The sequence below is a fragment of the Rhizobium sp. N122 genome (assembly GCF_002211295.1).
GTDB lineage: Bacteria > Pseudomonadota > Alphaproteobacteria > Rhizobiales > Rhizobiaceae > Rhizobium.
The window spans coordinates 1-13,912 of the sequence record NZ_LOKU01000063.1; the positions used below are offsets into that span (position 1 = coordinate 1).

Annotated in this window: 10 protein-coding genes and 1 pseudogene; 8 read left to right on the forward strand and 3 right to left on the reverse strand. The window is 58.3% G+C overall.

The genetic code is table 11. From position 1 onward, the window contains the following. The 4 genes and pseudogenes from ATY75_RS29215 to glcF form a co-directional block, all read left to right on the forward strand. Positions 1-206: pseudogene (locus ATY75_RS29215) on the forward strand (hypothetical protein); the annotation flags it as partial. Positions 207-241: 35 nt separating this feature from the next. Continuing rightward, a complete protein-coding gene (locus ATY75_RS29220) occupies positions 242-1,696 on the forward strand; it encodes an FAD-linked oxidase C-terminal domain-containing protein (protein ID WP_064843967.1) in 1,455 nt (484 codons plus the stop codon). Next, complete coding sequence (locus ATY75_RS29225) at positions 1,693-2,847, forward strand: FAD-binding protein (RefSeq protein WP_088940162.1); 1,155 nt, start codon at positions 1,693-1,695, stop codon at positions 2,845-2,847. The genes ATY75_RS29220 and ATY75_RS29225 overlap by 4 nt, the downstream gene beginning before the upstream one ends. Then, entirely contained in the window at positions 2,848-4,170 is a 1,323-nt protein-coding gene (glcF, locus tag ATY75_RS29230) for a glycolate oxidase subunit GlcF (protein WP_088940163.1), read from the forward strand. 10 nt (positions 4,171-4,180) lie between these two features. On the opposite strand, the gene bhcR is transcribed toward glcF, so the two are convergent. Continuing rightward, the gene (gene bhcR, locus ATY75_RS29235; RefSeq protein WP_064843971.1) at positions 4,181-4,990 is read right to left on the reverse strand and encodes an HTH-type transcriptional regulator BhcR; all 810 of its coding nucleotides are present in this window, start codon (positions 4,988-4,990) and stop codon (positions 4,181-4,183) included. Positions 4,991-5,177: 187 nt separating this feature from the next. Here bhcR and bhcA point away from each other — a divergent pair, with 187 nt between their 5' ends. Genes bhcA through bhcD form a run of 4 tightly spaced genes read left to right on the forward strand, consistent with a single transcriptional unit; the run spans position 5,178 to position 9,470 of the window. After that, positions 5,178-6,368: an L-aspartate--glyoxylate aminotransferase BhcA gene (gene bhcA, locus ATY75_RS29240; protein ID WP_088940164.1), complete on the forward strand. Its 1,191-nt coding sequence runs from the start codon at positions 5,178-5,180 to the stop codon at positions 6,366-6,368. Positions 6,369-6,380: 12 nt separating this feature from the next. Further along, a complete protein-coding gene (bhcB, locus tag ATY75_RS29245) occupies positions 6,381-7,328 on the forward strand; it encodes a beta-hydroxyaspartate dehydratase BhcB (RefSeq protein WP_190241444.1) in 948 nt (315 codons plus the stop codon). An 11-nt stretch (positions 7,329-7,339) separates the two neighbouring features. Next, complete coding sequence (bhcC, locus tag ATY75_RS29250; protein WP_088940166.1) at positions 7,340-8,503, forward strand: 3-hydroxy-D-aspartate aldolase BhcC; 1,164 nt, start codon at positions 7,340-7,342, stop codon at positions 8,501-8,503. Between the two features lies 1 nt (position 8,504). Beyond that, positions 8,505-9,470, forward strand: a complete 966-nt coding sequence (gene bhcD / locus ATY75_RS29255) for an iminosuccinate reductase BhcD (RefSeq protein WP_088940167.1) — start codon at positions 8,505-8,507, stop codon at positions 9,468-9,470. A gap of 320 nt (positions 9,471-9,790) precedes the next feature. On the opposite strand, the gene ATY75_RS29260 is transcribed toward bhcD, so the two are convergent. Continuing rightward, positions 9,791-11,935, reverse strand: a complete 2,145-nt coding sequence (locus tag ATY75_RS29260) for a methyl-accepting chemotaxis protein (protein ID WP_088940168.1) — start codon at positions 11,933-11,935, stop codon at positions 9,791-9,793. Between the two features lie 14 nt (positions 11,936-11,949). Next, positions 11,950-12,879, reverse strand: a complete 930-nt coding sequence (locus ATY75_RS29265) for a substrate-binding domain-containing protein (RefSeq protein WP_088940169.1) — start codon at positions 12,877-12,879, stop codon at positions 11,950-11,952. Positions 12,880-13,912: the final 1,033 nt, after the last annotated feature.

Genomic DNA, 13,912 nt, shown 5'->3' on the forward strand with positions numbered 1-13,912 from the left:
CCCCCGAGGAATTCAAGTCCTACGAGACGGTCGCCTACAGCAAGGGCTTCCTGATGGTCGCCTCCAGCCCGCTGACCCGCTCCTCCCACCACGCCGGCGACGACTTTGCCCGGCTGAGGGCGGCGCGCGAAAAAGCCCGGCGACCGCAGCGAGATCCCGTACCCGGGAACGGGAGGCCCCTCGATTGCGCAATGGGTGTGATTTGACCGTCGGAACGGACGAAGCACGCAAGGGAAAGATCATGTCAACGATAGCCATGCCGGAGCCGCGTGCTGACATTCTGGCGCGATTGCCTCAGATCATCGCCGAACTGGAAGCCGCCTTGCCCAAAGGCACCGTCATTTCGGATCCGCAGGAGACCCGGGCCTATGAATGTGACGCACTGACAGCCTATCGCTGTCCGCCGCTTGCGGTCGTCTTGCCGCGCAGCACCGAGGAGGTCGCGACAGCGATGCGTGTCTGCTATGAGCGCCGCGTCCCCGTCGTGCCTCGCGGGGCAGGGACCTCGCTCGCCGGCGGCGCCTTGCCCACCGCAGATAGCGTCGTTATCAGCACGATCCGGCTGCGCGAAATCCTCGAAGTCGACACGGCAAACCGGTTTATCCGGGTCCAGACCGGTGTCACCAACCTTGCCGTGAGTGCCGAACTGGACGCGGATGGATTTTTCTACGCGCCCGACCCATCGTCGCAGCTTGCCTGCACGATTGCCGGCAATATTGCGATGAACTCAGGAGGCGCCCACTGCCTCAAATACGGCGTCACCACGAACAATCTGATGGGCCTTCGCATGGTGCTGCCGAGCGGCGAAGTCGTCGAGCTGGGTGGGCCGTTCTTGGGGACGACCGGTCTTGATATTCTCGGACTCTTGTGTGGCTCCGAAGGCCAGCTAGCGATCATCACCGAGGCGACCTTGAAGATAGTGCCCAAGGCCGAAGGCGCCCGGCCGATGTTGATCGGTTTCGAAAGCGCCGAGATTGCCGGTGAATGCGTCGGCCGCATCATCCGCTCCGGTCTGCTGCCGGTGGCGATCGAATATATGGACGATGTGTGCCTGCGCGCGGTCGAAGCATTTGCCAAAGCCGGATATCCCGCCTGCGCCGCCGTTCTGATCGTCGAGGTCGAGGGATCAGAAGAGGAGATCGACGAGCAAACGCAGCGCATTCGCGCCATCGCCGAAGCGCTGGGAGCGGTAGAGTTTCGCAGCAGCCGAAACGCCGATGAATCGCTCGCGATCTGGAAAGGCCGCAAGTCTGCATTTGGTGCCATGGGTCGTCTCGGCGACTACCTGTGCCTCGACGGAACGGTGCCGGTTTCGAAACTCCCCTATACGCTGAAGCGCATCGGCGAGCTCTCAAGGCAATACGGCCTGGAAGTCGCCAACGTCTTTCATGCCGGTGACGGAAACATGCATCCGCTCATCTTGTTCAACGCCAACGCGCCGGGCGAGTTGGAGCGCGCCGAAGCTTTCGGCGCCGACATTCTTCGTCTTTGCGTTGACGTTGGCGGTTGCCTGACCGGCGAGCATGGGGTCGGCATCGAAAAGCGCGATCTCATGACCGCACAATTCAACATGACGGACATGGACATCCAGATGGCGATCAAGGACGTCTTCGATCCGGCCTGGCTGTTGAACGCTGCCAAAGTCTTTCCCCTTGAGGTGAGCAGGCCCTACCGCGAGAGAGCTCGATCACGATGACAGACGGCAACATGCTTGCATCCGTAGAGACCGTCTTCGCCCCCGCGGACGAACTTGAACTTTCCGCCTTCCTCGATGAGGCCCACAAGACGGAAAAAGCGCTCCACATCATGGGCGGCGGCACTCGCCTGAAGCCGAGTTTTCCATTCGAAACCACCACGCTGACGACCCGGCGCCTCAGCGGCATCCTGACCTACGAACCTGGTGCCATGACGCTGATCGCCCGAGCGGGGACGCCCGTTGAGGAAATCGAGGCGGTGCTTGCCATAGAGGGCCAGGCACTGGCTTTCGAGCCCATGGATCATCGTACCGTTCTTAACACGGGCGGTGTTCCAACCATCGGCGGCGTGGTTGCGACCAATGCGTCAGGGCCGCGGCGCGTCCAGATCGGCGCCTGCAGAGACCATCTGCTTGGGGTTCGCTTTGCCGATGGCCGGGGCCGGATCATCAAGAACGGCGGCCGGGTGATGAAGAACGTCACGGGTCTCGATCTTGGCAAACTTCTCTGTGGTTCCTTTGGCACACTAGGCGTCCTGACGGAAGTGGTCATAAAGACGCTGCCAGCACCCGAAAGCGAGCTGTCGGTCGGGTTCAACAATGTGTCGGTGTCGGAAGCGAGCCGGATTTTTCAAACCGTGCTTGCAAGCCCCATGGAGATTTCCGGCGCCGCCTTTCGATCCGGGACTGCTTGGCTGCGGATCGAGGGGCGCTCCAAGCAGGTCAAATACAGGCGCGAAAAGATATTCGACCTGCTACCTCACTATAATATCGACTTTCTCTACGATGTTGTGAGCAAGGACCTGTGGAGCCGGCTGCGAGATCTGCACCACTTTGACGACCCGCGGTTGCCGCTGTGGCGAATCCTGGTCAAGCCGACGGATGCGTCGATCGTCGCATGCGCACTCGAGAACCTTGGAGGAACCGTATCGCTCGATTGGGGAGGCGGGCTGATCTGGTTCGCGGGGCAGGCGGACGCGCTTGAGGTTCGCAGGGCCTGCGGCACCGGACAGGCCTTGTTGATGCGCAATGAAAGCCCATTTTGCGGCCCGAGGTTCGCGCCTGAGGGCAAAGCTGTTGCTCGCCTTTCGAAGGCATTGCGCAACCAGTTCGATCCCGCCGCAATCCTGAACCGCGGTTTGATGGACAGCTAGATGCAGACGAATTTCAATCAGACCCAGCTTTCAGACCCGGCTATACGCACATCAAACGAGATCCTGCGGTCCTGCGTCCATTGCGGCTTCTGCACGGCAACCTGCCCGACATATCGCGTGCTGGGCGATGAACTCGACAGTCCGCGCGGCCGGATCTACCTGATCAAGGATATGCTGGAAAACGACAGGGTTCCCGACGACGCAACCGTAAAGCACATCGACCGTTGCCTTAGTTGTCTCAGCTGCATGACGACATGCCCTTCCGGCGTGAACTATATGCACCTGATCGATCACGCGCGCGATTATATCGAGAAGAATTATACTCGCCGCTGGGACGATCGGGTCTTACGATGGCTGCTGGCCCGGATATTGCCGTATCCTCAGCGGTTCCGCTGGGCCTTGACCGCAGCCAAATTGGCCCGCCCCCTGCGGCGCCTTGTTCCCGATGTCCGGTTGCGGGCGATGCTGGAGATGGTGCCGGAGAGCATCCCCAAGGTCAGCAACAACGACAGGCCACAAGTATTTCCTCCAAAAGGCGAGCGGCGCAAACGCGTGGCTCTTCTGATCGGCTGCGCCCAGCGTGCGCTGAACACGGATATCAACGATGCAACGATCAGGCTTCTGACCCGCCACGGCTGCGAGGTGGTCGTTGCGAAAGGCATCGGCTGCTGCGGAGCGCTCACGCATCACATGGGTAAGGCCGAGGAAAGTCACGCCATGGCCAGCGCCAACATTCGGGCCTTGGTTCGGGAGCTTGATGGAGGAGGGCTGGATTCCATCGTCATCAACACGTCCGGATGCGGGACCACCGTCAAAGACTACGGACATATGTTCCGAAACGGCCCGATGGCGGCCGACGCTGAGCGCGTTTCGGCGATTGCCAGGGATGTCACCGAAGTCATGGCGGATATCGGGCTCGAGGACGCTGGGCACGCCGATCCGCTTCGCGTCGCCTATCACGGCGCCTGCTCCCTGCAGCATGGCCAGCAAATTCGCGCCCAGCCGAAGGATCTCCTGAAATCAGCGGGCTTCGATGTGGTCGAGCCGCGCGATTCCCACATCTGCTGCGGTTCGGCGGGCACCTATAATCTGCTACAGCCGGCAATATCGAAGCAACTGCAATCCCGCAAAGTCGCAACCATCGAGGCCATTCGCCCGCAACTGATCAGCACCGGCAATATCGGCTGCATGATGCAGATCGGTTCGAGTACCGAGCTTCCAATCGTCCACACCGTTGAACTGCTGGATTGGGCAACCGGCGGGCCAAAACCGAGAGGTCTTTCCAAGCTTCAATCCGGGCGACCGGATCTGCGCGGTGGTTGAGATCGTGAGGCTATCCGCCCCCCAATCTGCGAGAAACGGTTTTCGCAGCTCCGGCGACGCGCTCGCCGATTTGCCTGATGAGCCGGTCAGGCATTCGATGCGTTGGGCCGGAGACGGATATGCCGGCCACCGCTTCGCCGTGTACGTTCAAGATCGGCGCGGCGACGCAGCGCATGCCTTTGGTCCGCTCCTCATCGTCAATCGCATAGCCGCGCTCCCGGCTGACGATCAGTTCCTCTTTCAGCTGTGCGACCGAGCGCGCGGTATTTTCGGTAAACCGCTTCAAAGTGGAAGTCTTGAACAGGGCAGAAAGGCGACCATCATCATAGGTGCTGAGCAACGCCTTCCCGATGCCGGATGCATGAAGGGGCGACAGAGTTCCGGGCGGAAAAAAGGCGCGTATGGATTCATGTGTCTCGACCTGGCTGATGAAGAGAATATTCCCGTCCTTCTCTATGCCGAGGTTCGACGTCTCGCCTGTCTCCAGCATCAATTCGCGCATGATCGGGCGGCTTCGTTCGACGACATTGGATCGGCGCAGAAATGCCGCTCCGGTGCGGTAGGCTTCCGGGCCGATGAACCAGACCTGCCGATCAGGGCTGATCTCGACGAACTCGCGGCGTTCGAGCGTGGCGAGAACGCGATGCATCGTCGCGGGCGATTGATCGAGATGGGCAGAAAGTTCAGACAGCGTCATTCCTTCCGGCGACGCCAGCGCCTCCAAGACATCCAGAGCGCGATCGAGCGACTGTATGACGCTTGAAGACTGGGGTTCGTTGAAGGATTTCGGGCGCCCTCGCCGTCGGTTTAAGTTTTGCATCGATCACCCTCGCAATTGCAGGCTTTTATCGTTAACTGAAAAACGAATTCACGCAATGAAAAATATTAACATATTGAAATGCAATATAAAATACCAAATTATTACACGATTGAAAATATTTTTCAAAAAAATATATCTTTGCGCGAACCCATGTTATCTAGTTTGAAAGCACAGGAGGATGCATACCATGTACGGACAAAATCCGGTTTTCATCCCAGGCCCCACGAACATGCCGGAAATCCTGCGCAAGGCGGGGGACATGCCGACCATGGACCATCGTTCATCGATGTTCGGCGAAATACTTCATCCCGCTCTGGCGGGTGTGAAACAGGTTCTCAAAACCGAAACTGCTTCCGTTTTCATTTTTCCTGCCACGGGCAGCGGGGGATGGGAGACGGCGATCACGAATACGTTGAGCCCGGGCGATCGCGTCCTGGCTGGCCGACACGGCATGTTCAGCCATAAGTGGATCGACATGTGCCGGCGCTACCAGCTGAAAGTCGATGCTATCGAGTCCTCCTGGCACGACGGCGTCCCGCTGGCGCAATACGAGGAACTTCTCAACGGCGACAAGGCGCACGAGATCAAGGCCGTTCTCGTTACCCACAACGAAACCGCGACCGGCGTCAAGTCCGACGTTGCAGCGGTGCGCAGGCTGCTGAATGCCGCCAATCATCCAGCTCTGCTACTCGTCGATGGCGTCAGCTCCATCGCTTCGATGGACTTTCGAATGGACGAATGGGGCGTCGATGTTGCCGTGACCGGGTCGCAGAAGGGATTCATGCTGCCTGTCGGTCTGGCGATTACCGCCTTTTCAGCCAAGGCCATGGCGGCACTGGAAACGGCGAAACTTCCGCGGGCCTTCTTCGACGTGCGCGATATGGCCAAGGGCTATTCGACCAACGGCTACCCCTATACGCCGTCGGTCGGGCTCCTGAACGGTCTCAAAGTATCGACGGAGCTTCTTCTTCAAGAGGGTCTGGAGAACGTTTTTGCGCGGCACAGGCGCATCGCCTCCGGCGTTCGCGCCGCGGTTCGGGCCTGGCGGCTTGAGCTCTACGCCGCGCGCGAGGAGCTCTATTCCGACACGGTCACCGCGGTTCAGACGCCTGCCGGTTTCGATGCCTCCCGGTTTGTCACGCACGCTGCGACAAAATACGACGTCGCCTTCGGTGCTGGCCTCGGAGACGTCGCGGGTAAGGTGTTCCGCATCGGTCACGTCGGCAGCATGACGGATGTGATGGCGCTGTCCGGTATTGCCACGGCCGAGATGGTCATGGTCGACCTCGGCCTCAACATCAAACTCGGCTCCGGCGTTGCCGCGGCACAGGCAATCTACCGCAATAGCCAAAGCTCCGCGTTTTACATGGTAGCCTGAGGTCTGATCCAGATGTACACACCCACTCTATCCGACATGTTTGAAGCCCATCAGCGCATCAAACCGCACATCCATCGCACGCCTGTCCTTACCTCGACATTCATCGACACGCTTGCCGGTGCCAATCTGTTTTTCAAATGCGAGAACCTGCAGAAAGCCGGTGCCTTCAAGGCCCGTGGCGCTTCCAATGCGGTCTTTGGCCTCAGCGAAGAGCAAGCGGCGAGGGGCGTTGCCACCCATTCGTCCGGCAACCATGGCACCTGCCTATCCTATGCCGCCGGGCGCCGAGGAATTCCGTGCACCGTCGTCATGCCGCGGACGGCGCCGCAAGCCAAAAAGGACGCGGTGCGGGGCTACGGCGGCCAGGTCGTCGAATGCGAACCATCGACGTCGTCGCGCGAGGCGGTTTTCGCCGAGGTCGTCGCCGAAACGGGCGCCGAATTCGTTCATCCCTATAACGACGCCCGCGTCATCGCCGGCCAGGCGACATGCTCGAAGGAGCTGATAGAGCAGGTCGATGACCTGGACGCGGTGATTGCACCCATCGGCGGCGGCGGCATGGTATCGGGCACCTGCCTGACGCTGACAAATCTTGCGCCAAGGGTGAAGATCTATGCCGCCGAACCCGAACAGGCCGACGATGCCTATCGTAGCTTCAAGGCCGGACACATCATCGCCGACGACGCGCCCAACACCATCGCGGACGGTTTGAAAGTTCCGCTGAAAGAGCTGACCTGGCACTTCGTAAAGAACAATGTCAGCGACATCCTCACCGCATCGGAGACTGACATCATCGACGCCATGAAGCTCATCTGGAAGCGTATGAAGATCGTCATGGAACCGTCGAGCGCCGTTCCGCTGGCGGCCATTCTGAAGAACAAACACCTGTTTTCCGGCAAGCGCATCGGCATCATCGTCACCGGCGGCAATGTCGATCTCGACACGTTACCCTGGCAATAAGGGAGAGGTAAATGAACATGCAAGCAACCTTCGACGGCCTTCAAGTCGGCTATGATGTACCGGCTCTGCCGGGAATGAGTGTCGAGGACATCCAGACGCCGTGTCTGATCCTCGATCTCGACGCGCTGGAGCGAAACATCCGGAAGATGGGTGACTACGCCAAAGCGCACAATATGCGTCATCGCGCCCATGGCAAGATGCACAAGTCCGTGGACGTCATGCGCCTCCAAGAGCAATTGGGCGGCGCCATCGGCGTGTGCTGCCAAAAAGTGTCCGAAGCGGAGGTCTTCGTCAGAGGCGGGATCCGGGACGTCCTCGTCTCCAACCAGGTGCGCGATCCGCTGAAGATCGATCGCCTTGCGCGACTTCCCCAGCAGGGCGCCAGGATAATCGTATGCGTCGACGACCCGGACAATGTCGCTGAACTGTCCACCGCAGCCCAGAAACATCGCACCTCTCTGGATTGCTTCGTTGAAATCGACTGCGGCGCCGGTCGGTGCGGGGTCACCACGAGTTCGGCCGTTGTCGCGCTTGCTCGCGCTATCGATGCGGCTCCAGGCCTCCGCTTTGCCGGCATCCAGGCCTATCAGGGCGCCATGCAGCACATCGACAAGTATGAAGACCGCAAGCTCAAGCTCGACGTCGCCATTGCACAGGTGAAGGACGCTGTCGAAGCTCTGAAGAGCGTCGGCCTGGAGCCTGAACTGGTGAGCGGCGGCGGTACCGGCAGCTACTACTTCGAGAGCAATTCCGGCGTTTATAATGAGCTGCAATGCGGAAGCTACGCTTTCATGGACGCCGACTACGGGCGCATCCAGGACAAGGACGGCAACCGGATTGACAAGGGCGAATGGGAAAACGCACTCTTCCTGTTGACCACCGTGATGAGCCACGCGAAGGCCGACAAGGCGATTTGCGACGCTGGCCTAAAGTCACAGTCGGTCGATTCCGGTCTGCCTTTCGTCTATGGCCGCAGCGACGTGAAATATGTCAAATGCACCGACGAACACGGCGTCATCGAAGATCCGCATGGCGTCCTGAAGATAAACGAGAAGCTTCGTCTTGTTCCCGGCCATTGCGATCCGACCTGCAATGTCCACGACTGGTATGTTGGCGTCCGCAACGGCAAGGTCGAAACACTTTGGCCGGTATCGGCGAGAGGCAAGGCGTATTGAGATGATCATCGTTCCAGAGCGCGCAATTGCAGATCTGATCGGATCGGCCGAATGCTTTACCGCTGTAGAACAGGTGTTCGCCGCCATGGCCAGAAAATCGGCCTATAATTTCCCGGTGGTCCGCGAATCGATAGGATATGCAGATGCGCTCTACGGATTCAAATCGGGTTTCGACCGGGAGAGCCTCTCTCTCGGTCTGAAATCCGGAGGTTTTTGGCCGAAAAATGCGGAAAAGGGCCTGACCAACCACCAATCGACGGTATTCCTGTTCGACGCGGACACCGGGCGATGCCGTGCTGTGGTGGGCGGAAATCTGCTGACCGCACTACGGACCGCAGCGGCGTCTGCAATCTCGATCAAATATCTGGCCCGTGAAGATGCGAAGATCCTCGGCATTATCGGCGCCGGACATCAATCAACCTTCCAACTAAAGGCAGCAGTCCAGCAGCGAAACTTCGAGAAGGTGGTTGCCTGGAACTATCATCCGGAAATGCTGACCCGCCTCGAGGACGTTGCGAAAGAGGTCGGCTTACCCTTCGAAGCCGTCGATCTCCACAGGCTCGGAGCAGAGGCCGACGTGATCATTTCCATAACCTCGTCATTCAGTCCCAGCCTGATGGCCTCCCAGGTTCGTCCAGGCACACATCTGGCCTGTATGGGAACCGATACCAAGGGCAAGCAGGAGATGGACGCCAAGCTGGTGGCTGCGTCTTCGATCTTCACCGATGAAGTGGCGCAGGCGATAACCATCGGCGAATGCCAGCATGCCATCGCCGCTGGCCTGATCGCTGCAGAAGACATTCTTGAGATTGGCGCTGTCATCACGGGCGACGTGAAAGGGCGCCGCTCAGCCGACGACATTACCTTGTTCGACGGAACAGGCGTCGGATTGCAGGATCTTGCAGTGGCCTCGGCCGTCGTCGACCTGGCCGTGTCGAAAGGTGTGGCGATCGAAGTCGACTTCTGATCGGCGGCGGTCATCCGTAGGCGCAAACTCCTCGTCAAGACTGAGCAGATAGCCGACAAACACTATCGAGCCGCAGCGTTTCCGCAGTAGAGATTGTTCGAGGGGGATCGGTTCCGGATCCCTTATGTTCGCGAACCAGCATGAGGTTTTTCCGGGATTTTGCGGCATCGATTAACAGACTGCAGGATAACATTCGCCTTCAGGCCGATGCTCCGCTCATTGGTTGCTTCCTCGCTCTATCCCCGAGCTTGCCATCGCTGGACTGCAGAAGGAAACTCGGCCGACCTCAGTCAGCCGAGCCGGGTGCGCGGCTGGACCTGCTACGATGCCAACGCGTATTGTTGAGCACCGTATGCATTGAAGCTGCGGGTCTTGAATTGGCGAACCAACGTGGCAAGCCTTTCTGTTTCTTGGGTCAGACTCTGTGCGGCCGCAGTCGTCTGCTCGACCATGGCTGCATTCTGCTGCGTCACCTTGTCCATCTGATCGCCGGCGGCTGAAACCTCCCGCAAGCTGAGCGCCTGCTCGCGAGCCGATACGGCGATCTCGGAGACGGTGGCGCTCATCGCGCCAACCTGCATGACAATCTGCTTCAACGACACACCGGACTCGCCGACGAGTTGTACTCCTGCTTCAACTTGACCAGACGAGGTCGAGATGAGTTGCTTGATCTCCTTGGCGGCAGTGGCGGATCGCTGAGCCAGCTCCCGCACTTCCTGCGCAACGACAGCAAAGCCTTTGCCCGCTTCGCCGGCCCTGGCCGCCTCGACCCCTGCGTTGAGCGCGAGCAAATTTGTCTGAAAGGCGATTTCATCGATCACGCCGATGATATTGCCGATCCGTGACGACGAATTCTGGATTTCATTCATGGCGACGATTGCACGCCTGACGATTTGACCGCCTTTTTCGGCATTGGTACGTGCCGTTGCGACTGCCTCCTGAGCACGACTTGCGCCCTCAGCCGTTCCGTTGACGCCCCGGGTGACATCTCCAAGGGCGGCGACCGTTTCTTCGAGCGAGGCAGCCTGCTGTTCCGTACGGCGAGCAAGATCGTTCGATGCCATGGAAATTTCGTCGAGCCCGGACCTGATGGTGCCGACAGTCTGCACGACGGCACCGAAGGCCTCTTCCAAGCTGGCCACCGAATCGTTGAAACGATCGCGGATTGCGGTGTAGCGCACGTCGACGTGTCCGACTCTTGCGGTAAGATCGCCAGATGAGAGCGCGTCCAATCCCTTCGAAATTTCGTGGAAGGCATGCTCCATCGCATCGGTATCGGTCAGGCGTTCGGCTTCTTGCCGCAGGCGTTGTTCTTCGGCCGCAAGGCGCACCTTTTCGGCATTGGTCTCCGCGACCATTTTTGCGCGTCCTGTTTCCTGGAAGACCTTCAGGGAACGTGCCATTGCGCCAAGTTCATGACGGTTTTCGGCTCCTTCGAAAAGCGTCAGCTCTTCCCCATGGGCGAGTTTTTCCATCGACCAAGCCATCTTACGAACCGCGCCGGCGATCAGCCGGCCCAAATAATAGGACAGCACGAGACCAAGGATGATGAGAGCAGCGCTGATGACCAGCGTCAGCCGCGATGCCGCAAAAACCGTTGTCTCAACCGAGCCATCCAACGTCTTTTGCGTGCCCGAGACGGTGGCCTGCAAAGACTTGAATCCAGTCAATATTTTTGGGGCAAGTTCATTCAGCTCCGTCTCCCGGACGCGCTTTGTCTCCAGCAGGACGTCTCTCATTTCTCCGAGGCGAGCGATATAATTCTGCATGAGCTGAGCGGCACCCTCGAGGCGTTTTTGCTGCAGCGCATTCTTTGCCGTCTTGGCCGCGCCGTCATTGAGGTCGAGGGCATCGTTGAGTGCGGCTTGGGCGATATCGTAAGCTCCAAGATCACCGGAATGAGCAAAACGCTCCGAATAGTAGAGGCTCCGATTTATTGCTTCCAATGTTGTCGACGTGGCATGCATCAGTTGCAGGTCGTTTTGACGCCAAGCGCTTCGCAGAATATCGTTGAGCGCGGCGCTCGTCCAAGGGCCGAATTCGGTGACTTTGGAGATCAGCAAAATGCGTCTGGCTTGCAAGGAGACGATCTTGTCGAAGGCCTTGCTGTAGGCGCCAACCTCCTCGCGGATTTCAGCCATGCCGGTTAGGAGATCCTGGTTGCCGGCAAAACGCGGATCGTTCGCCTCAAATGCGCCAACACCGGCCTTAAGACGCTCGACAAGCGCCTGCGTCGGATTGGAGCGGAACGCCTCGGCCGACATTTGGATGTCGTGCAGCTGGTCGCTGTACTCGGAGATTCCAAGACTTTCGCCAACCGTCTTGCGGTAGGAGGAAAATATGGAAGAGAGTTCGCTCATACCCGATATGACATTGATGGATAGCAGGCCCATGAAGAGAATAAGCGGCAAGAAGCCGACCGTGATTTGTGCACGGATGCCAAGTTTGTTCCAGAAATGCATGATAGATCCTTACAGGCTCACTGGCTCTTCGGCAGGTAACGCGCGATGTTTTGGGGTGTGACGAGTTCGAACGGAATGTAGTTTTCCCGGGGAACCTTTTCGCCGCGCATGAGCTTGACGGCAGCATCCACGGCACCGGCGCCTTGCCCGGCTGCATTTTGGAAAACAGTGACGGCAAGATCGCCCGCAGCCATTTCAGCCAAAGCGTCATCGATGGCATCGATGCCGGCAACCACCACCTCCTTCATGGGAATGCCGTTCCGCTTCAGTGCGCGAATGGCGCCGAGCGCCATGTCGTCATTGTTTGCGATGACGGCGTCGAATTTGACGCCGGCGGAGAGCCATTCCTGGACTTGGGCGTCCGCGAACTCTGGCGACCAGTAAGCTGTCTGGCGTTCGACCACCTTTAGATCCTTGCACGCCGACGTCGCAATGACATCGTCGATATCCGTGGTGCGGGCCCGGGCCGCGGCATGGAAGGGCTCGCCGATCAGTACGGCGACTCGTCCTTTTCCGTTGAGAAGCCTGCAAACCTCCTTGGCTTGCAACGTCCCCGATTCCTTCTCATCTGAAGCGACCACCGCCTGGTTTTCCGGTAAGTCGCCGACATTGGCAGGGACATTATTCACATAAACCAGAGGAATTCCGGCACTGGCGGCGATCGGCGTCAATTGTGCCCCGAGATCGCCATCGGAGAGCAGGACGATGAGGGCATCGACCTTGTCGGCGACGAGTTCCTGGATCTGCTTCTTTTGCAGATCATTGTCGCCCTTGGCATTCTGAGTGACCACCTTTAATCCGGCCTTGTCCTTCGCATGCGACAGTAGCCCGTTCAAAAGGGTGGTGTTGAATTTATCGAGATCGGCGACCGAGACGCCGAGAGTTTCACTTTGCGCAACCGATGTAATCGTTAACATTAGCAATGCAGAAATAATGACGCTCTTCATGTCCTCACCCAAAATAACCGCTAGCAAAAGGAGCTTCAGCAATTTTAGTGAAAATTGATTTAACGGAAACCACGGGCGACTCCGAAAAAGAAAGGCGATCGTTGTCATCGCAATCTTGGACATGTCAAATACGATGTAATCGTTGACATTCCGAAATTACCGTGTTTGTATACGTTAACATAAGAATCGAGTGGGCTACTGTACTCCCCACAAGCCAACGCCGTTTTGGGATCGAGACTTCGGCCATAGCAACTGAGGGGCGTGTGATCCGAGACGGTTGCAGTTCGTGAGACGGAGCAACCCAGTCGCGACGCGCCAGCATTTGCTGACCGTGGAATAAAACAGGGAAGCTCCGGCAATTTGTCACCAACGCACCCCAACTCGCGTTTGGAGCATCAAGCCCATAAAGGATGTGGCTTAGATAGTGGAGGCCGTATGACCATGAAGAGAATTGATAGTGAGATTCGGGTTTGCGATTTGGAGGCGCTTTATCGGCCCCTGGCGCTGAAGGCTGTGGTCGCTGCCTATTGTATTCGTTCTAAAATCGATCATTGCGACTCTCGCAACACGAAACCCTATCAATTTAACTCGCGATTCCACGGTAACGCCGAACAAGAACGTTAGACAGCTATCCGAAAGTTCCATTTATCGGCCGGTGGCGGCATTTGATGATGTGAGGCTCATATCTTTCCATGACTGGAGGGAAAGACTGTTAGGCCCGACGCTGCTGGGACATCTTAAGGCGGCAAGGTTTCCACGAGGCCTGCCATCTGCGACCCCTCGACAGCAGCGCCGCCGGACAAGCCAGAGGGCACCAGAGTTCACAACCCAGTGAAATCAAAGGCATGGGCGGAACCGTCGGCTTACCCTGATATGTTCCATAAGCTATCTTATCCAACAGACTACTGTAGAGGCTATTTAGTAATGCGACAGTTGGGCCAGTTAGAGATGCGACAATCTCGCCTCTCGACGACTGGTCAATGCCAATGTCGGGAGCAAGGATGACGACCTTCAGCCTGGTCGAGACCATGAG